The organism is Verrucosispora sp. ts21 (genome assembly GCF_002879555.1).
Classification (GTDB): Bacteria; Actinomycetota; Actinomycetes; order Mycobacteriales; family Micromonosporaceae; genus Micromonospora; species Micromonospora gifhornensis.
Window position 1 is genome coordinate 1 of the sequence record NZ_PNOZ01000102.1, and the last position, 18,970, is coordinate 18,970.

The 18,970-nt window shown below is 72.7% G+C and carries 16 protein-coding genes; 6 read left to right on the top strand and 10 right to left on the bottom strand.

Annotated elements, in window-relative coordinates:
• Positions 1 to 180: 180 nt before the first annotated feature.
• The 4 genes from C1A38_RS27765 to C1A38_RS27780 form a co-directional block, all read right to left on the bottom strand.
• Entirely contained in the window at positions 181 to 1,470 is a 1,290-nt protein-coding gene (locus tag C1A38_RS27765) for a DUF2314 domain-containing protein (protein ID WP_102660657.1), read from the bottom strand.
• 66 nt (positions 1,471 to 1,536) lie between these two features.
• Positions 1,537 to 2,310 carry an adenosylcobinamide-GDP ribazoletransferase gene (locus C1A38_RS27770; RefSeq protein WP_102660658.1) on the bottom strand — a complete coding sequence of 258 codons (774 nt, stop codon included), beginning with the start codon at positions 2,308 to 2,310 and terminating at the stop codon, positions 1,537 to 1,539.
• Positions 2,300 to 4,255, bottom strand: a complete 1,956-nt coding sequence (gene cobU, locus C1A38_RS27775; protein WP_102660659.1) for a bifunctional adenosylcobinamide kinase/adenosylcobinamide-phosphate guanylyltransferase — start codon at positions 4,253 to 4,255, stop codon at positions 2,300 to 2,302. Before cobU ends, C1A38_RS27770 begins: the two co-directional genes overlap by 11 nt.
• A 65-nt stretch (positions 4,256 to 4,320) precedes the next feature.
• Entirely contained in the window at positions 4,321 to 4,527 is a 207-nt protein-coding gene (locus C1A38_RS27780; protein WP_102660660.1) for a hypothetical protein, read from the bottom strand.
• Between the two features lie 188 nt (positions 4,528 to 4,715).
• Between C1A38_RS27780 and C1A38_RS27785 the strand changes: the two genes are divergently transcribed.
• Both C1A38_RS27785 and C1A38_RS27790 read left to right on the top strand, forming a co-directional pair.
• Positions 4,716 to 4,916, top strand: coding sequence for a hypothetical protein (locus tag C1A38_RS27785; protein WP_102660661.1), 201 nt, complete (start codon positions 4,716 to 4,718; stop codon positions 4,914 to 4,916).
• Positions 4,916 to 5,704 (top strand): site-2 protease family protein, encoded by a 789-nt coding sequence (locus C1A38_RS27790; protein ID WP_102660662.1) that lies wholly within the window; start codon positions 4,916 to 4,918, stop codon positions 5,702 to 5,704. The genes C1A38_RS27785 and C1A38_RS27790 overlap by 1 nt, the downstream gene beginning before the upstream one ends.
• A 58-nt stretch (positions 5,705 to 5,762) precedes the next feature.
• Here C1A38_RS27790 and C1A38_RS27795 read toward each other — a convergent pair whose 3' ends face one another.
• The 3 genes from C1A38_RS27795 to C1A38_RS27820 form a co-directional block, all read right to left on the bottom strand.
• Positions 5,763 to 6,761, bottom strand: coding sequence for an aldo/keto reductase family protein (locus tag C1A38_RS27795; protein ID WP_013735191.1), 999 nt, complete (start codon positions 6,759 to 6,761; stop codon positions 5,763 to 5,765).
• Positions 6,762 to 6,889: 128 nt separating this feature from the next.
• Positions 6,890 to 11,446: a WG repeat-containing protein gene (locus C1A38_RS32065; protein ID WP_233197064.1), complete on the bottom strand. Its 4,557-nt coding sequence runs from the start codon at positions 11,444 to 11,446 to the stop codon at positions 6,890 to 6,892.
• A 415-nt stretch (positions 11,447 to 11,861) separates the two neighbouring features.
• On the bottom strand, positions 11,862 to 12,422 hold the full coding sequence (locus C1A38_RS27820) for a helix-turn-helix domain-containing protein (RefSeq protein ID WP_102660666.1): 561 nt from the start codon (positions 12,420 to 12,422) through the stop codon (positions 11,862 to 11,864).
• 66 nt (positions 12,423 to 12,488) lie between these two features.
• Here C1A38_RS27820 and C1A38_RS27825 point away from each other — a divergent pair, with 66 nt between their 5' ends.
• Complete coding sequence (locus C1A38_RS27825; RefSeq protein WP_102660667.1) at positions 12,489 to 13,247, top strand: AzlC family ABC transporter permease; 759 nt, start codon at positions 12,489 to 12,491, stop codon at positions 13,245 to 13,247.
• Positions 13,241 to 13,549: an AzlD domain-containing protein gene (locus tag C1A38_RS27830; protein WP_102660668.1), complete on the top strand. Its 309-nt coding sequence runs from the start codon at positions 13,241 to 13,243 to the stop codon at positions 13,547 to 13,549. The genes C1A38_RS27825 and C1A38_RS27830 overlap by 7 nt, the downstream gene beginning before the upstream one ends.
• A gap of 53 nt (positions 13,550 to 13,602) precedes the next feature.
• Here C1A38_RS27830 and C1A38_RS27835 read toward each other — a convergent pair whose 3' ends face one another.
• The 3 genes from C1A38_RS27835 to nadA form a co-directional block, all read right to left on the bottom strand.
• The gene (locus tag C1A38_RS27835; RefSeq protein ID WP_102660669.1) at positions 13,603 to 14,205 is read right to left on the bottom strand and encodes a DUF3043 domain-containing protein; all 603 of its coding nucleotides are present in this window, start codon (positions 14,203 to 14,205) and stop codon (positions 13,603 to 13,605) included.
• A gap of 85 nt (positions 14,206 to 14,290) precedes the next feature.
• Complete coding sequence (murA, locus tag C1A38_RS27840; protein WP_102660670.1) at positions 14,291 to 15,646, bottom strand: UDP-N-acetylglucosamine 1-carboxyvinyltransferase; 1,356 nt, start codon at positions 15,644 to 15,646, stop codon at positions 14,291 to 14,293.
• Between the two features lie 223 nt (positions 15,647 to 15,869).
• Entirely contained in the window at positions 15,870 to 17,045 is a 1,176-nt protein-coding gene (gene nadA, locus C1A38_RS27845; protein ID WP_102660672.1) for a quinolinate synthase NadA, read from the bottom strand.
• A gap of 68 nt (positions 17,046 to 17,113) precedes the next feature.
• Here nadA and C1A38_RS27850 point away from each other — a divergent pair, with 68 nt between their 5' ends.
• Positions 17,114 to 18,253: a glycerate kinase family protein gene (locus C1A38_RS27850; protein WP_102660673.1), complete on the top strand. Its 1,140-nt coding sequence runs from the start codon at positions 17,114 to 17,116 to the stop codon at positions 18,251 to 18,253.
• Positions 18,254 to 18,436: 183 nt separating this feature from the next.
• Positions 18,437 to 18,805 (top strand): iron-sulfur cluster insertion protein ErpA, encoded by a 369-nt coding sequence (gene erpA / locus C1A38_RS27855; protein WP_013735179.1) that lies wholly within the window; start codon positions 18,437 to 18,439, stop codon positions 18,803 to 18,805.
• Positions 18,806 to 18,970: the final 165 nt, after the last annotated feature.

The window sequence follows — 18,970 nt, forward strand, 5'->3', positions numbered from 1 at the left end:
GCCGCCGCCCCGCCCCGCGCCCGCGCCCTCGCCTGGTTGATCAAGAGGTTTGCGTCTGGAATCACGCCGATTCAGACGCAAACCTCTTGATCAACAGGGGATTGCGGCAGGGCAGAACCGAGGGCAGACCGAGGGCAGGGGTGGGCGTGGGTAGGGCGGTGGGGGCGGGGAGCCGCGAGGTCAGGGGGTGGGTTTTTCGCCGGCGTCGAGGACGGCCTGGGTCCAGCCGCCTTCGATGACGCCGGTGGAGTCGAGCAGCGCCCAGTCGACGATGTCGGTGGCCTCGATCACCACGGGGGAGCCGATGCGTACGGTCGGGTCGGTGTTGGCGTCGCTGGCGCTGGCGGCGACGATGCGCTCCGGGGTCTCCCAGGAGGTCACGCCCGCCCAGACGTACTCGGGTCCGTCGTCGCCGGGCAGCCCGTACTTGACCACCAGTTGGGTGTCCGGTGGCAGGTGGCCGGCGTTGAAGCGGGCCCGGATGTCGCCCAGGCCGGCCCGGGCGGTGGCGATCGCCCGGCTCATCGCATCCCCCGAGCGGGCGTACCGCACGTCGGGCTGGATGCCGGCGAAGAGGGTGGCGCAGGCGGCGGCGAAGTAGCGTCCGTCCGGGCCGGGGTGCCCGGCCGGCGGGCGCAGGCTGAGGAACGAGTCGGCGTCCGGGTCGGTGGCCGGGTCGAGTTCCAGCCGCAGCAGCACCGGCGCCGTCGCCCCGTGCTGCTCCGGATTGCCGTACGCCACCGCGATGTCGTGCCCGGTCACCGTGGCCAGTACGGGTAGCTGCACGAACGCGGGCACTTCCTCGCCGGTCAGTCCGTCGGTCCAGTCCCGCAGCAGCCGGCGGGCGGCCCCGGTCATCACCGCACCCCAGGCCCGGGTGAGGTGGTCCGGTACCCCCTGGGCCTGCAACTCCAGCAGACCGAAGCGGCGCAACCCCTTGGTGGTGAACCACAGCCCCTCGGCGTCGGAGGAGTAGGGCACCAGCACCCAGTCGATCAGTCGGACCCGGCCCCGGTCGTCCGGCAGCGACCGCAACGCCGCCGCCGGGTCCAGGAACTGCAGGCCGAACACGTCGACCACGTCCCCGTCGACCGCCTCGGCGATGGCCGCGGCCACCGCCCGGGCCGCCCACTCGTGCGCCGGCGGCCAGCCCGGCCGGTACTCGGCCTGCACCACCACCAGGTGACTGGCGGCGGCCAGCCGGTCCAGCTGCGCCTCGCTGGCGCCGAACGCGGTGAGCAGGTCCGGCGGCAGCTCGGGGAACTCGCCGATCGGGCGTACGTCGACGCTCATCAGGGGACTGTCCAGCATCTGCTTGGCCAGCCCGTGCACCGGCTCGGCCAGTCGACCGGCCAGACCACGTACCGCCGTACGGGCGCTCACCGCCGGCAGCCCGGTCGTCGGCACCAGGTACGTCGCGCTCAGCGATTCCGGGACGGGTACGGGCAGGAAGTCGTCGGTGATGAGCATGAGTTCCCCCGCAAGGCCGTGCCGGTGCTGTCGTGCAAGAACGCTACCCGCCGCCCGTGGTCCCGTTCAGCCGGACAGCACCAGACCCAGGTAGACCAGCGTGGTGACCAGTTCGACGCCGGCACCGAGCACGTCGCCGGTGATCCCGCCGAGTCGGCGTACCAGGTGTCGCAGCAGCACGGCGGCGACGGCGAGTGCGGTGAGTACGGCCAGCGGCCCCTGCCAGGGCCGGTCCGGCACCGCCGGCACCGCCAGCAGCGTCACCACCGCGATGCCGGCGACCAGGGCGACCGGGCCGACGGTGCCGGCCACCAACGCGCCGAGCCCTTCCGGGCGCGCGGCCGGAACACCCCGTCGACAGGCAAGCGTCACGCCGAGGCGGCCGGCCGCGCTGGCCGTGACGACCGCCGCGAGTACGGCCGGACCCGGCCCGTCGACCAGTTCGGCAAGCGCCGCCACCTGCATCAGCAGGACGAGCACCAGCGCGACCACACCGAACGGTCCGACGTCCGGCTTCTTCATGATCTCCAGCGCCGCCGGTCCCCGCCGGTACGACCCCAGCGCGTCCACCGTGTCCGCCAGCCCGTCGAGGTGCAGGCCCCGGGTGAGCAGGGCGCTGACCGTGACGGCCACGGCGGCGGCGACAAGTGGCGCGGTCAGCGAGCCGAGCAGCAGCAGCACCCCGGCGACCGGTACGGCCAGCAGCGCGCCGACCAGCGGGGCCAGCGCCATCGCCGTACCGGCCGTGGCCCGGTCGACGCGGCCGGGGCGTACCGGTGCCACGGTGAAGGTGGTCAGGGCCAGCCTGGCCCCGTCACCGATGCGGCGATCAGCCGGCACGCGAGCCGGAGTGGTCTGCCGGCGTGGGTTGCGTGCTGGTCGGGCCCGGCCCGTCGGGCTCGGGTTCCCGGAAGTCCGGCTCGCTCTCGGCGTCCGGTTCCGGTGCCTCGTCGGCCTGCGGCGAGCGGCCGTCGTCGAGGCCGCTGTCGAGGCCGGTGTCGTCCGGGCCGCTGTCGTCGAGGCCGGTGTCGTCGGGGCCGGCGCCGGCGGTCCGGTCCGGGCGGGACGGCAGGGCGGCGGCCAGCGTCAACGCCGAGCGCAGCAACGGCAGCACGGTGAGCGCGTTCGCCCCCTCACCGAGGTCCAGCTTCAGCTGCGCCAGCGGGGTCAGACCGAGCACGTCGGCAGCGAGCCGGACGGCGGGTTGACCGCCGTCGTCGGCCAGCAGGCACCAGTGTCGGGCCTGACCGGCGAGATCCCGGCTGACCAGCGCCGCGGCCACGCCGACCGGCCCGTCCAGCAGCACCGGGATCCGACGTGCGGTGGCACCCAGCAGGACACCGGTGGCCACGGCGATGTCGCCGCCGCCGAGCTGGGTCAGCACGTCCTTGGCGTCCCGGGCGATGCCCCGGGTGCGGTGCAGGGCGTCGCGGATCGCCGCGCAGCGGATCATCCAGGAGGCGTCGTCGAACTCGCCGCTCTCGTTGATCACCCGGGCGAGCACGGCGGGCGCTTCGGCCCCGGCGGTCGCCGCGAGCACGGCAGCCGCCGCGGCCTCGGTGCCCGCGCCGCACGCGGCCAGCACCAGCAGTTGTACGCCCGCCTCGGCGGCCTCCTCGGCCAGCCGCCAGCCGTAGCTCAGCGCTGACTCGACCTGCTCTGCGGTGAGCGCCGGCTCGTGTTCGATCGGCGCGGCCGTCGGCGCCTCGATCACCTGCAGACCCGCCGCGCCTTCGGCGGCGAGCCGAGCGAGTACGCCCTGACCGGCTCGGGCCTGGTCGGCGCGGCGGCCCGACTCGCCGGGCAGGGTGCCCGCCGCGGCTCCGCCCCGGTGGTCACCGTGCAGCAGCAGCACCCGTACCGACCGCCAGGGCTGCGGGGTCGACGTGCCCTGGGTGCCGGCGGCGAACGAGACCACCTGCTCCAGGACACCGAACCCACGACCGGGTACGTCCAGGGTGGCCAGTCGCTCCACGGCCTGCGGCCCGGCGTACTCGTCGGGCATGGGTAGTTCCAGCCCGGGCTCGATGGCCGGCCCACCGGCGGCCGGCGGCTCGACGATCGTCGGTGCCGGCGCGGCGTACGCCGACTCGGCCGGTGGCAGGGGAGTCGTCACCGGTGGGGAGACCGGGGTGGGCACAGCGGCCATGACCGGCCCGGCCTGCGTCGGCACGGTCGCACTGGTGGCCGGGACGGCTGTGGTGGCGGCAGTGACCTCGGCGGCGGTGGACAACGCGGGCGCGCTTGCCGGCTTGAGCTGGCACGGCTGCCCGGCGACCACCAGGAGCACCACGTCGCAGACGTCCGCCACGGCCCGGTTTACCGTGCCCAGCGCGTCGGTGAACGCCCGGCCCAGCGGCGTCGTCGGCACCAGGGAGAGCCCGACCTCGGGGCTGACCAGCACCAGCCGTGCCGCACAGCCGCGCACGGCGGTGATCAGTTCGTCGATCGTGACGGTGTCGTCGGCCGGCTGGTGGGCGGGGTCGAGCAGCACCGTCACCCAGCCACCGAGGTCGTCGACGAGCAGCGTCTCGTCCGGCCGGGCGGTGGAGATCACGTCGGCGAGCCGGCGCGGGTCGCTCGCGGTCTCCTCGGTGCTCCAACCGGCCGGTCGGCGGTCACGGTGCGCGGCCAGGCGCGCCGCCCATTCCGCGTCGTCGTCGCCGGCGGCAGTGGCCACGTACCGCACCGTGGCCGCGTCGGCCACCAGGGACTCGGCGAACTCCGACTTGCCGGAGCGGATGCCGCCCAGCACCAGGACCCGGTTCCACCCGTCGAGGGACATGCTCGTACCTTACGACCAGCCGACCGGCACGGACATCGCAGGTGCGCCGCGCGGTCCGACGCCGCTCAGCGCCCGTCGGGGGGCTGGTAGAAGTAGTCGTTCGGGTTGACGTCGGCAGGCTTGGTGTCCTGCTGCCAGGCCCCTTCACCCGGGCGCGCGACGAGGGCGTCGATCAGTTCCTCCCGGTCCATCTCGCGCGCACCCTCGATGCCACCGCGTACCGCGATGTCCCGTAGCTCCGTTGTGTCCATCTTCGGTATCGGCTTGGTCATCGCCCCTCCTGTCCGCTTCCGTTACCAGCGTCTTACCCGGCGGTGAGCAGGTGAACCGTCCTGACCTGGCGTCGCCTGAACGGCGCCGGGCCCGCGTGCCGACAGCCGGTCGATGCCCGTGGCAAGGTCGACGCATCCACGGCCGACTACGCTGGCACGGGACATCAGCGGTGAGGGGAGACGCGCACATGGCGTGGAGCTGGCGGTACGAGGGCGCGAACGGCGAGTCGGTCGAAGGGCCGGCCGAGTCGTTCGGCAGCCAGGCGGACGCCGAGTCCTGGATCGGCCAGATCTGGCGCGAACTCGCGGCGTCCGGCGTCACCTCGGTCACGCTCGTCGAGGACGACCGGGTGGAGTACCGGATGAGCCTGCTGCCCGTGGCCGAGTGATGGGTCCCCGGGACGCCGAGCCGCTGGTGCTCGGGGTGCCCCGGGCGGCCTTCCGGCCCAGCCCCATCTTCCTCGCCCTGGTCGCCCTGCTGATCACCTGCGGCGTGCTGACCTGGCACGGCATCGGCAACGTCCGGCTCGCCGTCTTCGGGTTCGTGGTGACCGGCTGGGTGGTCTCGCTCTGCCTGCACGAGTACGCGCACGCGCTGGTGGCCTACCGGTTCGGCGACCGTGGGGTGGCCCACCGCGGCTACCTGACGCTGAACCCGCTCAAGTACAGCCACCCGCTGCTGTCGATCGCGCTACCGGTGGTGGTGGTGCTGCTCGGCGGCATCGGCCTGCCCGGCGGTGCGGTCTGGGTGGATCGGCACGTGATCGCGGGCCGACTGCGGCACACCCTGGTCAGCCTCGCCGGCCCGGCCACCAACGTGGTGTTCGCCCTGGTGCTGGTGGCGGTGCTGCGCATCGGCGCACCCGGGGGCGGTCCGGTGGAGTTCTGGGCGGCGGTGGCCCTGCTCGGCTTCCTCCAGCTCACCGCGAGCGTGCTCAACCTGCTGCCGGTGCCCGGTCTGGACGGCGGCAACATGATCCAGCCGTGGCTGAACCCGCAGTGGCGGCGGATGTACGACCTGTTCGCCCCGTACGGTTTCATCCTGCTCTTCGCGCTGCTGTGGAACCCGCGCATCGGTGGCTGGTTCTTCTCGGCGGTCTTCGCGGTCGCCGACTTCCTCGGCCTGCCGCCGTGGCTCTACGCCACCGGCCTGGAGCTGGTCCGCTTCTGGAGCTGACCCCGACGTGACCGTGACCGGGCCGGTCGACCTGACAGGTCGACCGGCCCGGAATCGTTCAGGGCCGCTCGGCCGGGGATTCGGTACGGGCCGGGTCCCGTTCGGTCACCGGCTCGACGATCTCGTCGATGGCCTTGAGCAGGCCGGCGTCGAGCTTGACGCCCGCCGCCTTGACGTTGTCGTGCACCTGCTCGGGGCGGGACGCGCCGATGATGGCCGAGGAGACGTTGGGGTTCTGCAACACCCAGGCGATGGCGAGCTGAGCCATGCTCAACCCGGCCTGGTCGGCCAGCGGGCGCAGCTGCTGGACGCGGGTCAGCACGTCGTCGGTGAGGAACTTGGCGATGAAGTTCGCACCCGACTTCTCGTCGGTGGCCCGGGAACCGGCGGGCGGCGGCTGACCGGGGAGGTACTTGCCGCTGAGCACGCCCTGCGCCATCGGCGACCAGACGATCTGCCCGACGCCCAGCTCCTCGCTGGTGGGCACGACCTCGCTCTCGATGACCCGCCAGAGCATCGAGTACTGCGGCTGGTTGGAGACCAGCGGGATGCGCAGCTCGCGGGCCAGTGCGTGGGCCTCGCGGATCTGCGACGCCTTCCACTCAGAGACGCCGATGTAGTGCGCCTTGCCGGAGTGTACGACGTCGGCGAACGCCTCCATCGTCTCCTCGAGCGGGGTGTGGTAGTCGTACCGGTGGGCCTGGTAGAGGTCCACGTAGTCGGTCCGCAGTCGGCGCAGCGAACCGTTGATCGACTCCATGATGTGCTTGCGGGACAGGCCCCGGTCGTTGCGGCCCGGGCCGGTGGGCCAGTACACCTTGGTGAAGATCTCCAGACCTTCCCGCCGTTCGCCTTCCAGCGCCCGGCCGAGCACGTCCTCGGCCCGGGTGCCGGCGTAGACGTCGGCGGTGTCGAAGGTGGTGATGCCGGCGTCCAGGGCGGCTCGGACGCAGGCGAACGCCGCGTCCTCCTCGACCTGCGAGCCATGGGTGATCCAGTTGCCGTACGAGATCTCGCTGACCATCAGACCGGAACGGCCCAGGTGTCGGAATTCCATCCCCTGAGCCTAGTCCGCACCCCCTCCCACCGCGCTCCCTCCACCTCGGGGGTTGATCAAGAGGTTTGCGTCGTCGGCTGCCTCCTGTCACGACGCAAACCTCTTGATCAACTTTGCCCCGGGGTGGGTCAGAGGAGGGGGGTTGTGTCGGTCAGGAGGGATTCGATCTGGGTGATGACGTCGTTCGGGTGGGGGAAGACGGGGTCGATGAGGGGGGCGCCTCGGCGGTCCAGTGCGCCCCAGCGGCCGATGCCGTTGGTGGCGAGGAAGGCCACCGGGTGGATGAGCAGCGCGGGGTGTGCGGGTGCGACGATCACCTGACCGGTCCGGTCCACCACGCCCTTGCGTCCGGCCAGGTCCACGACGGCCAGACCCTCGTCGGTGAAGCCGTCGACGTACCGGCCGTCGGCCAACCTGGTGTGGAACCCGTGGTAGCGGGTCGGCACCACGATCTGACCGGCCGCGTCGACCGCACCCCAACCCTCCCGGCGTACGGCCGCCACCCCCTTGCGGAACGGCCGCGCGTCGGCGAAGCCGGGCGGTACGACCACCTCACCCGTGGTGTTCACGGCGAGCCAACCGCTGTCGTCGCGCACCACCCAGGCCAGGCCGTCGGAGAACGGCTGGGCGGCGAGGTACGTCGGACCGACCACGACCTCACCGGTCGGGCCGATCAACGACCAGCGGTCCGACTCCGGGCCACGCACCCAGGCCAGGCCGTCGGAGAACGGCTGCGCCTCGGTGTAGCGCGCCGGCACGACCATGTCACCGGCGGCGTCCGCGTAACCCCACAGACCCTGACCACCGTCGCGGGCAGGCACCGGGCTGCGGTCACGGTCCAACACCTCGTCCCACCCCCGGGGGTACGGCCCGAAGCCACGTTCCGCGGCGCGTGCCGCCACCGCGTCCAGCCCGATCCGGACCCGGGCGAGCAGTTCGGCGTCACCCTCGCCGCGCAGGTCGAGAGCCCGTTCGAAGTGGTGACACGCCTCCATCAACCGGCCCTGGTCGTAGCAGGACCGCGCCGCGTGTTCGTGCAGGGCCGCCCGCAACCGGTCCGGCAACTCGGCCGAGTTCGCCTCCGCGAACAGCCGGTCGGCCTCGGTGAAGTCACCACGCCAGCGCAGCACGTGCGCCAACCGTGCCTGGGCCAGCGCAACCCGGCGCAACTCCCCGGTCGCCTCGGCGTAGGTCAGGGCCATCCGCCCGTCGTCCAGCGCGTCGTCGAGGTCGCCGAGCACCCGGGAAGCCACCGCCCGCAGGCTCAGCAGGCGGGCTCGGGAGCGGTTGTCGAGGGCCGAGGCGAGCTTGTCGGTCAACCGCTCGCGTACCGTCCGGAGCTCCTCCGGGTCGTCCACGACCTCGCGAAGGCTCTCCGGGTCCAACCCCCAGCGGTAGCCGGCCAGCACCTGTTCGGGGTCGGCCGGTGGCTCCGGCTCCTCGTCCACGGTCACCGCATCCTCGGCCGGCGGCGCGGAGATCGGGGTGAGTGCTTCGTCTGCCGGTGGTGCGGAGACCGGGGTGAGTGTTTCGTCGGCTGGTGGTGCGGAGATCGGGGTGAGCGATTGGTCGGCCGGCGGCGCGGAGATCGGGGTGAGTGCTTCGTCTGCCGGTGGTGCGGAGATCGGGGTGAGTGCTTGGTCGGCTGGTGGTGCGGATATCGGGGTGAGCGTTTCGTCGGCTGGCGGTGCGGAGACGGGAGTGAGCGGCCGGTCGGCTGGTGGTGCGGAGATCGGGGCGAGTGCTTCGTCGGCTGGTGGTGCGGAGATCGGTGCTGCCGCAACCTGCGATGCGGCCGGCACGGCGATCGGTGTTGCCGTTGCCGGCGGTGTGGAGTCCGGGCCGTCGGCGAGCGGCGGTGTGGAGTCCGGGCCGTCGGTGCGCGGTGACGTGAAGTCAGGGCTGGTGGCGGCAGGTGGTGCGGAGTCCGAGCTGGCCGTCGCCGGCGATGCGGATTCAGGGGTTGACGTGGCCGGTGGTGCGGAGACCGGAGCTGTGGACGGTGGGGTGAGTTCCAGGCTGGCTGACGGTGCGGAGGCCGGCGTCTGCCATGGCGGTGCCGACGTGACCGGCGGTGCCGGCGTGACTGGAGGTGCCGAGACCGGCGCGTGCCACGGCGGTGCCGGCGTTGGATCGGCCGGCGGTGCGGAGACGGGCCGGGTGTCCTCCGCGTCGTCGGGCCAGCTCACCGGCTCGGATCCGCCGGCTGCCGCGAGGCTGCCGGGCGACTCGTCGAACCCGGCGGGAGTCACACGCTCGGTCGGCACTGGCTCCTCGCGCCCGGAGGTGGGGGCCGGGCTGGGCGCGGGCGACCCGAACCATGCCTGCGGTCCGTCGGACGGCGGGCTGACCCGTGGCGACGTCTCCGGTGCCGGTGGTACATACCGGGTGGGTGGCGGGGGCGTCGCGGTGGAGCCGGGACCGGCGACGGGCGGTGCGACCGGAACGCCGGACGTTGGCGGACCCGAGACCTGCGACGGCATCGGCGGCGTGGCGACCGGCCCGTAGGCGGGCGGCGTGGAAACGGGCCGGTGAACAGGCGGCCCAGCGGCCGGGGGCACAGCGGTCGGGGGTGCGGAGACGGGCCGGTGGGTGGGCGGTGCAGCGGCCGGGGGCGTGGAGACGGGTCGGTGGGTGGGCGGCACGGGGGTCGGGGATGCGGTGGCGGGGGGTGCTGACACGACAACTGGCGTCGGGACCGGCGGTGGAGTGGCCACCACCGGCTGGTCGTGCAGCGGTGCGGGCCGCACCTGGTGTTCGTGCAGTGGTGCCGGGCGTACCTCGTGCTGGTGCAGCGGAGCGGGTCGAACCGTCTCCCCACCCTGTGCGCGGTCGGCGCCCGAGGCGGCGGGTCGCTCGTGGATCGGCCCCGGTCGTTCCTGGATCGGCGCGGGTCGTTCCGGCCGTGCCTGGTTCGGTCCGGGACGCTCCGGCACCTCCTGGATCGGTCGGGGACGGTCGGGCCAGGGCTGGTCGGCCCGGTGCGGGTACTGGTCGGGCCGGTGCGGGTACTGGTCGGGCCGGTGTTGGTCGGAGCGCGGGGCCCTGGGGCGGTCCGACACCGGGCCTGCGCCCTCGGGCCAGTCGTGTGCCGCCGCCGGGGCCGAGGACCGATCCCGGTCCGGGTCGACAGTGCCGGGCCGATCGCGATGCGGGTCGACGGTGTCGGGCCGGTCGCGGTGGGGGGGGACGGGGTCTGGCGGGCCCTGATGTGGGGCGGGGGAGACCGGGCGGGCACGCCCGGTGGCCGGGGAGACGGGTCGATCCCGTTCCGGGGCGGGAGAGACGGGCTGCTCGGGCACCACCGACAGGTGACGGCGGGGCGGGTCCTGGTCGGGGGCGGGCGAGACGGGACGGTCGGCGTCGGGCCGTTGCGCGGCCGGCCGGTCCAGATGACGATCCGACCCGGGCCGGTCGGGGACTGCCGGTCGCCGGTCCTCGCGTCCGGGGCGGTCGCCGGTCTCGGGTACGACGGGACGCTGGTACTCCCGGTGGTCTCGACCGGTGCTCGGGCGCAGCGGTCCCGGCTCGGGCCAGGGGAGGTCGCGGCGCGGCGGTTCGGCGTACCGCTGGGGGTCTCGGACGACTGGCTCGGTGCGGGAGCGCTCCGGTGACCGCTCGGGGCGGCGGCCCCGCTCGTCGTGCGGCCCACGGGCCGGCTCGTCGTCGACGTAGCCGTCGGGGTACGGGGCGGCATCGGGGTCACCGACGGTGAACTGCTCCCGGTGGCCGTCCACCCGTGGCCCGTCGTCATAGCTGGGCTGACCGGGGTGGCTGCTCCACTGGTAGCGGGGACGCCGCGAGTCGTCGTCGGGGGAGCGGCGGTCGGCGTCGTCGACGGGCCGGTGGTTGGCCGGGCGGCGGGTCTCCCCGCCCGGATCGGGCGCCCAACCGCGCTCCGGTCGCCCGGCCGGCGACCCTGGCGCGCCACGCCGGTACGGATCGCCGTCGGTCGGCTCGGGGCGGCGTGGGCGTTGGCCGTGCCGGTCGGAATCGCGGTCGCGCCACTGCGGATCGTGGTGCGGATAACGGTCGGGCTCACGCCGGTCGGGCCCACGTGGGTCGGGCTGGCGTCGGTCGGGCTCACCTCGTTCGGGTTGCCGCCGGGCGTACCGGTCGGGGGCGCGTCGCTCGGGCGGCTCGAAGCCGCCACGGTCCCGGCGATCCCGGTGCGGCGGGTACCCGTCGACGTCGGGCTGGGCGTACCGCTCACCGGCGCGCTGATCGCGCTGGGCCGGCGCGCCGGTGACACCGGTCGCCTGTGGACCGGCATCGGACCAGGTGACGCCGTCGCGTCCGCGTACCGGCTCGACGGGTGGTGACCACCGGCCGTCCGGCCGCCCCGGCTGGTTGCCCGGATACGGGGACTGGTCGTACGGGCGTCCGCCGTTGCCGCCGTCGGGACGCCGCGCAGCGGGCCCGTCCTGTCGGCCCGGCCAGCCGTCCGGCTCGTCGTTCCAGGAACGACCCACGTACGTACCGTCGGGCCGGGTGGGTGCCAGCGGTGGCACCTCGGCCCGACCGATCGCGCTCGCCCGACCCCACGCCCGCGGCTGCTGATGGTCCTGACCGTCGTCGCCCGGGTAGCGCTGGCCCGGGAACTGGGGCTGCCATTCGGTCGTCGGCTCGACGACCCAGGACGGCTCGGCGGGATCGTGCCACCGGTCGGCGTAGCCGCGACTCATCCGCCGGACCCGTCGTGCCGCCCAGGACGTGGGCGGCGGGTCGGGTGACACTCCGGGACGACCGGGCCGGGCAGCCCGGGCTCGGCCGTGCGGAGCCCGCGGACCGGCGTCCGCTCGCTCACGGCCGCGCCCCGATGGTCGGCTCGCGTCCGCTCGCTCACGGCGAATGTCACCTCGTCGGAAATGGTCGCTGGGCACCCGCCCGGAATCGGCCAAACTCGCTCGTCCGGGCACCGAATGGCTGCGCAAGGAGGGTAGCGGCGTGGGCTCGGTCAACGCCACTGTGGCACTCGCGATGGACCCAAACGTTATCCAGTTGATCCGGACATTTGGGTCTTTGGGCGAATCGGGCTTCCGATGACGAACCCGGCGGGTAGCGTGCCGCGTCCGGTCGCCGCCCACCACCGGGCACGTCTCAGGAATGCTCCATGATCAGTACGAAGAAGGTGCCCGATTCGAGGGCCTCGTACCGGTGCGGCGCGTCACCGGCGAAGGTGGCGTAGTCGCCCGGGCCGAGTTCCACCTGTTCGTGTTCCGGGCCACAGCGCATCCGGCCGGTCCCCACCACCAGGTGTTCGACCGTGCGTGGGGTGTGTGGTTCCGCGTTGCGGATCCGCCCCGGCTCCAACTCGATCAGGTAGACGTCCCGTCGGGCGTGCGCGGTGCCGGCGGTCAGCAGGGTGCCGGTGAAGTCGGCGTGTTCGGAGCGTACCCGGGGGCCGTCGCCGGCCCGGATCACCTGTACCGAGTTGGCCGGGGGATCGACCAGCCGGCTGAACGGTATGTCGAGCGCCACACACAGAGCCCAGAGCGTCTCCATGCTCGGGTTGCCCAGGCCGGCCTCGAGTTGCGACAGGGTCGACTTGGCGATCCCGGCCCGGCGGGCGAGTTCGGTCAACGAGATGCCGACGCGCTGCCGCTCCTGGCGGAGAGCAGCGGCGATGGTGGCGAGCGGGGGCGAAGGATCCGAGGGCATTGTTCGCTCCGTCGTTCACATTGTTCTATTTGACGAACATGAGGGGCCTGTTCATCATGATGAACCATGCGTACGCCAGAACGAACAGCGGGTGCCGGCATGCTCCGCGATGTCGCCGCCATCGGCGCGGCGATAGTGGCCGTCGGCGCCTCGTTCGGGGCGGTGGCGGTCGCCGCGGGGCTGCCCGTCTGGGCCGTCATCGCCATGTCCCTGTTCGTCTACGCAGGCGGCGCGCAGTTCATGGCGGTCGGACTGGCGGCTGCCGGTAACCCGATGGCCGCGGTGCTGGCCGGGCTGCTGCTCAACGCCCGTCACCTGCCGTTCGGGCTGACCCTCGGCGACAGTCTCGGCCGCCGGCTCTGGCAGCGGCTGCTCGGCAGCCACCTGATGACCGACGAGGCGACCGCCTTCGCGCTCGCCCGGCCGGCCGGTGAGGTGCGGCACCGCGCGTTCTGGCTGGCCGGCACGCTGCTCTTCGTGGCCTGGAACGCCGGCACGGTGCTCGGCGTACTGGCCGGTGGGGTGGCCGGAGACCCGGCCACGCTCGGGTTGGACGCCGCCTTCCCCGCCGGCCTGATCGCCCTGCTGCTGCCGACCCTGCGTGACCCGGACACCCGACGTGCGGCGCTGGGTGGCGCAGCGCTGGCGGTGCTGACCACGCCGGTGCTGCCGGCCGGTCTGCCGGTACTGCTGGCGCTGGCCGGGCCGGCACTGCTGGCCGTGCACCGGCTCAGACGGCCACCGGCGCCCCCGACCGCACAGGTCGTCGAGCCCGAGAACGAGGCCCACGCGGTGCGGGCCGGCCGACAGGAGTCGTCGTGCTGATCGCGGTGATCGTGGCGCTGGCCGTCGGGACGTACGCCTTCCGGGTCTCCGGGGTGCTGCTGCGCGACCGGCTCGACCTGCCGACGTGGGCGCGGCAACTGCTGCCGGTCGCCGCGGCGGCCCTGCTGGCAGCGTTGGCGGCGACCGCGGCGTTGACCGAGGGTGCTGCATTCGCCGGCTGGGCCCGGCCGACCGGGGTGCTGGTGGGCGTCGTGCTGGCGTGGCGGCGAGCGCCGTTCGTGCTCGTGGTCGTCGCCGCCGCCGGCACCACGGCGCTGCTGCGCCTGCTCGGCGTGCCCTGAGCTGCCCTGCTCGATGTGCCCTGAGCTGCCCTGCTCGGCGTGCTTTGAGCTGCTCAGACGGGGTCGCCGATGGCGACCTTGGGCTCCGGGGTACGCAGCTTCCGGAAGGTGATCGCCCGCATGATCGCGTAGAGGTACAGCGATCCCATCCGCTGGGTGGACTGCGGGAAGCGGGTCCGGACCAGCTTCTTGATCTTCCGTGAGATCAGCACCGAGTCGATCACCACGCCGATGGCCAGGGCACCCCACAACAGGTTGGAGGCCAGCCGGATCGCCGGGGGCATCGCCTGGTTCGAGCCGATCAGCACGATCAGCGCACCACCGAAGAACCAGGTGCCGACGGTACGCCGGGCGTCGACCACGTTGCGGGCGAGCAGTCGCTCGGGACCCCGGTCGCGGGGGCCACCCTCACGCCGGAACTCCGCGGCCGCCTCGGCCCGCCGCTGCCGCCGTAGGGCCTTCGCCTCATCCTTGGTCAGCGGCTTTGTCGTACCCGGTGGGCGACGGCCACTGTTGGGGCGCTTGGGCGTCTCACGTCCCTTGCTCGGGGTGTAACCACGCGGACGGTTGGCCTCGGCCTCCTCCTCGGCCGGGGTCAGCGGCTCGGTGGCGGGGTCGGCGAGGTCGGCGGACTTGCGACGAAACAGCGACGGCACGCGGCAAGGGTAGCCAACGCCACGTGGCCGTTGCACATCGCGGGTGTGACGGCCACGTGGCGGACAACTGGTGGTGTGGCCGGGATTACGGCCGTTCGACGTGCGCGCCGAGGTCGGCGAGCTTGGCCTCGAAGTCCTCGTAGCCCCGGTTGATCAGGTCGACGCCGTACACCCGGGAGGTGCCCTCGGCGGCCAGCGCCGCGATCAGGTGGCTGAAGCCGGCCCGCAGGTCCGGGATGACCAGGTCGGCGGCGTGCAGCTTGCTCGGCCCGGCTATCACCGCGGAGTGCTTGAAGTTGCGCCGACCGAAGCGGCACGGGGTGCCGCCCAGGCAGTCCCGGTAGACCTGGATGTTGGCGCCCATCGAGTTGAGCGCCTCGGTGTAGCCCAGCCGCTGCTCGTAGACCGTCTCGTGCACGATCGACAGGCCTCGGGCCTGGGTCAGCGCCACCACCAGCGGCTGCTGCCAGTCGGTCATGAAGCCCGGGTGCACGTCGGTCTCCAGCGCGGTGGCCTGGAGTTCGCCGCCCGGGTGCCAGAAGCGGATGCCGCCCTCCTGGCCCGGCTGCCCCGGGCGTGGGGGCCGGGTGTCGGTGACCTCGTACTCGCCGCCGATCGAGCGGAACACGTTCAGGAAGGTCATCATGTCGGCCTGCTCGGCGCCGAGCACCTCCACGTGGCCGCGGGTGGCCAGCGCCGCCGCCGCCCAGCTCGCCGCCTCGATCCGATCCGGAATCGGCCGGTGGGTGTAGCCGTGCAGCTTCGGTACGCCCTGGATCTCGATCACCCGGTCGGTGTGCACCTTGATGATCGCGCCCATCTTCTGCAGGACGCAGATCAGGTCGATGATCTCCGGCTCCACAGCGGCGTTGCGCAGCTCGGTGACGCCCTCGGCCATCACCGCGGTGAGCAGCACCTGCTCGGTCGCGCCCACACTCGGGTAGGGCAGCGCGAACTTGGTGCCGTGCAGGCCGTTCGGCGCGGACAGGTGCAACCCCTCGGGGGTCTTGTCGACCGTCGCGCCGAACTCGCGCAGCGCCTGGAGGTGGAAGTCGATCGGCCGGGGCCCGATGTGGCAGCCGCCCAGGTCCGGTATGAAGGCGTGCCCGAGGCGGTGCAGCAGCGGCCCGCAGAACAGGATCGGAATCCGGCTGGAGCCGGCGTGCACGTTGATCTGGTCGGTGCTGGCGCTCTCCACGTTCGCCGGATCGAAGACCAGCTCGCCGTCCTCGACGCCGTCGCTGACCTTGACACCGTGCAGCCCGAGCAGCCCTCGGACAACCTCCACATCACGGATCTTTGGTACGTCGAAGAGCCGGCTCGGGCTGTCGCCGAGCAGGGCGGCGACCATTGCCTTGGACACCAGGTTCTTCGCACCACGCACGCGGATCCGCCCCTGTAGCGGGGTGCCTCCGTGTACGACCAGAACGTCGTCGGTCAACGCAACCTCCAGCGCGTGCGTGCTGCCGTTTCGATGTGGGGACACCACCGGTCGCTACCCGGGAAGCGGACGCGCTCAAACGCACGCGCCGCGAGTGCCATCGCCCGGCAGCATAGCCCTCCGTGATGAGAATGGATTCGGTCACACCGCATTGGAGGGCATTTATCGGTGATCCGGCACTTTCGCGTACAAGTGTTGTTACTGAGAGTGATTACATCTCCGGTCAAGCGCCGGGCAGCGCGAGCATCTGATCCAGGGCCACCCGCGCGTGGTGCGCGGTGTCGGCGTCGACGGTGATCTGGTTGACCACCCGGCCGGCCACCAGCTCCTCCAGGGCCCAGACCAGGTGCGGCAGATCGATGCGGTTCATCGTCGAGCAGTAGCAGACCGCCCGGTCGAGGAACATGATCTGCTTGTCCGGGTGGGCCAGCGCGAGCCGGCGTACCAGATTCAGTTCGGTGCCGATCGCCCACGCGGAACCGGCCGGCGCCGCCTCGATGGTCCGGATGATGTACTCGGTCGAACCCACCAGATCGGCGGCGTTGACCACCTCGTGTCGGCATTCCGGGTGCACCAGCACATTGACCCCGGGCACCCGCTCCCGGATGTCGTTCACACTGTCCAGGGTGAATCGCCCGTGCACCGAACAGTGCCCGCGCCAGAGGATCATGCGGGCGTCGCGCAACTGCTCGGGGGTGAGCCCGCCGCCTGGCTTGTGCGGGTCGTAGAGCACGCAGTCGTCAAGCGAGAAGCCCATCTCCAGCACCGCCGTGTTGCGGCCCAGGTGCTGGTCGGGCAGGAAGAGCACCTTCTCACCCTGCTGGTAGGCCCATTCCAGGGCCCGCTTCGCGTTCGACGAGGTGCAGACCACACCGCCGTTGCGGCCGACGAAACCCTTGATGTCGGCCGAGGAGTTCATGTAGGTCACCGGCACGGTCTGCGCCGCGATGCCCAACTCGGTGAGCACGTCCCAGGCGTTCTCGACCTGCGGCAGCGCCGCCATGTCCGCCATCGAGCAGCCGGCCGCCAGGTCGGGCAGGACGACCCGCTGCGTGTCGGAGGTGAGGATGTCGGCGCTCTCGGCCATGAAGTGCACACCGCAGAAGACGATGTACTCGGCATCCGGCCGGGCGGCGGCCTCGCGGGCCAGCTTGAACGAGTCGCCTGTCACGTCGGCGAACTGGATCACCTCGTCGCGCTGGTAGTGGTGGCCCAGCACGAAGACCTTGTCGCCGAGGGCGGCCTTCGCCGCCCTCGCCCGGGCCACCAGGTCGGGGTCGCTCGGCGCCGGCAGGTCACCCGGACACTCCACGCCACGTTCGGTGGCGGGGTCGCTGCCGCGGCCGAGGAGCAGCAACGCAGTGGCGGTGTTTGAGGGCTCAACCCAGGTCGACGTCACGCCCTCCATGGTCCCACAGCGGGGCACGTGTGCCGCCCCGGCCGCTGTGGGCTGCCACACTGCCAGGCATGCGCGTACTGCTCTGCCCGGACAAGTTCGCCGGCACGTTGTCGGCACCCCAGGTGGCCGCCGCCGTGGCCGACGGCTGGCGGGAGATCGCCCCCGACGACGATCTGCTGGTCAGGCCGTTGGCCGACGGGGGACCCGGTTTCATCGACGTGCTCGCTACGGCGCTGCCCGGCCGCCGGGTCCCGGTGGCCACCGTCGATCCGCTGGGTCGTCCGGTCCCCGGTGAGATCCTGCTCACCGACGACGGGGCGACTGCCTGGCTGGAGAGCGCGCAGGCGTGCGGGCTGCACCTGCTCGACGCGGGCGAGCGCGACCCGAAGACCACCACCTCGTACGGGCTGGGGCTGCTGATCACGGCTGCGGTCGAGGCAGGTGCCCGTACGGTGGTGGTCGGGTTGGGCGGTTCGGCGACAAACGACGGCGGCGCAGGGATGCTCGCCGCGCTGGGCGCCGTCGCGCTGGACGACACCGGGACGGCCCTGCCGTACGGCGGCGCCGCGCTGACCGCCGTGGCCACGCTCGACGGGGCACCCCGGCTGCGCGACGTACGGCTGATCGCCGCCACCGACGTGGACAACCCGCTGCTCGGCCTGCACGGGGCGAGCAGCGTCTTCGGGCCGCAGAAGGGCGCTGACCGGGCCGACGTGCTGCTGCTCGACGCCGCCCTGCAACGCTGGGCCGAGGTGCTCCAGCAGCAGGTCCCCGGCTGCCCCAGCAGCCTGGGCGCGCTGCCCGGCGGGGGCGCGGCCGGCGGCATCGGGGCGGCGTTGCTGGCCCTCGGTGGCCGCTGCGAGTCCGGGATCGGGCTGGTCAGCCGGGCCGTCGGCCTGAATGCCGCGCTCGATGGTGTCGACCTGGTCATCACCGGGGAAGGCAAGTTCGACCACCAGTCGCTGCGCGGCAAGGTGGTCGCGGGCGTCGCCGGCGCGGCGCGCGACCAGGGCGTACCGTGCGTGGTGCTGGCCGGCCAGGTGAGCACCGGCCGGCGGGAGGCCGCCTCGGTCGGGGTGACCGAGGCGTACAGCCTGGTGGAGCACTTCGGCGGGGAGGAACGCGGCGGCCTGACCGCGGCCCTGGAACGCCCCGGGGAGGGGCTACGGGCGCTCGGTGCCCGGTTGGCCCGCCAGTGGAGCCGCTGACGCTGCTGGAGGCCCCGGTTTGGCCGCTGGCCGCGGTCCCCGGGGGAGCGGCTGGTCACGCCATCGGGTGACGGGGCTGTCGGCGGCCTACAATCGAGAACTGGACCACTGTGGGAATCGCTGACCGGCGACTGATGTTGGCCAGGGGAAGACCACACCGAACGCGCGCAGGGAGAATTCCACGTGACCACGCCAGCGCAGACCGAGTCGACCGAGGCCAAGGCCCCCACGTCCGTCGTCCTCACCGACGTCGCGGCGCAGAAGGTCAAGGCCCTGATCGAGCAGGAAGGCCGCGACGACCTGCGGCTCCGGGTCGCCGTGCAGCCGGGCGGCTGCTCCGGCCTGCGGTACCAGCTTTTCTTCGACGAGCGTTCCCTCGACGGTGACGTCGTCACCGACTACGACGGTGTCGAGGTCGTCGTCGACCGGATGAGCGCGCCGTACCTGGCCGGCGCCACCATCGACTTCGCCGACCGGATCGACGCCCAGGGCTTCACCATCGACAACCCCAACGCGGGCAACTCCTGCGCCTGCGGTGACTCCTTCAGCTGATCCAGCTGATACTCCACGACGAAGGGGACGGCCTCCGGCCGTCCCCTTCGTCGTCCCCGCACCCAGCGCTGCCCCCGGTGATCAAGAGGTTTTGGTCGGATAACCGCCGGCATCCGACCAAAACCTCTTGATCAACGGGACGGGTGGGGTGGGGGTGCAGGGTGT

Excerpts from the sequence above, each read along its gene's own strand:
- C1A38_RS27780 (WP_102660660.1), bottom strand. The coding sequence starts at position 4,527 with ATGACCAAGCCGATACCGAAGATGGACACAACGGAGCTACGGGACATC.
- C1A38_RS27820 (WP_102660666.1), bottom strand. The coding sequence starts at position 12,422 with ATGCCCTCGGATCCTTCGCCCCCGCTCGCCACCATCGCCGCTGCTCTC.
- C1A38_RS27795 (WP_013735191.1), bottom strand. The coding sequence starts at position 6,761 with ATGGAATTCCGACACCTGGGCCGTTCCGGTCTGATGGTCAGCGAGATC.
- C1A38_RS27850 (WP_102660673.1), top strand. The coding sequence starts at position 17,114 with ATGCGCGTACTGCTCTGCCCGGACAAGTTCGCCGGCACGTTGTCGGCA.
- C1A38_RS27785 (WP_102660661.1), top strand. The coding sequence starts at position 4,716 with ATGGCGTGGAGCTGGCGGTACGAGGGCGCGAACGGCGAGTCGGTCGAA.
- C1A38_RS27790 (WP_102660662.1), top strand. The coding sequence starts at position 4,916 with ATGGGTCCCCGGGACGCCGAGCCGCTGGTGCTCGGGGTGCCCCGGGCG.
- cobU (WP_102660659.1), bottom strand. The coding sequence starts at position 4,255 with ATGTCCCTCGACGGGTGGAACCGGGTCCTGGTGCTGGGCGGCATCCGC.
- C1A38_RS32065 (WP_233197064.1), bottom strand. The coding sequence starts at position 11,446 with ATGAGTCGCGGCTACGCCGACCGGTGGCACGATCCCGCCGAGCCGTCC.
- C1A38_RS27825 (WP_102660667.1), top strand. The coding sequence starts at position 12,489 with ATGCGTACGCCAGAACGAACAGCGGGTGCCGGCATGCTCCGCGATGTC.
- C1A38_RS27765 (WP_102660657.1), bottom strand. The coding sequence starts at position 1,470 with ATGCTCATCACCGACGACTTCCTGCCCGTACCCGTCCCGGAATCGCTG.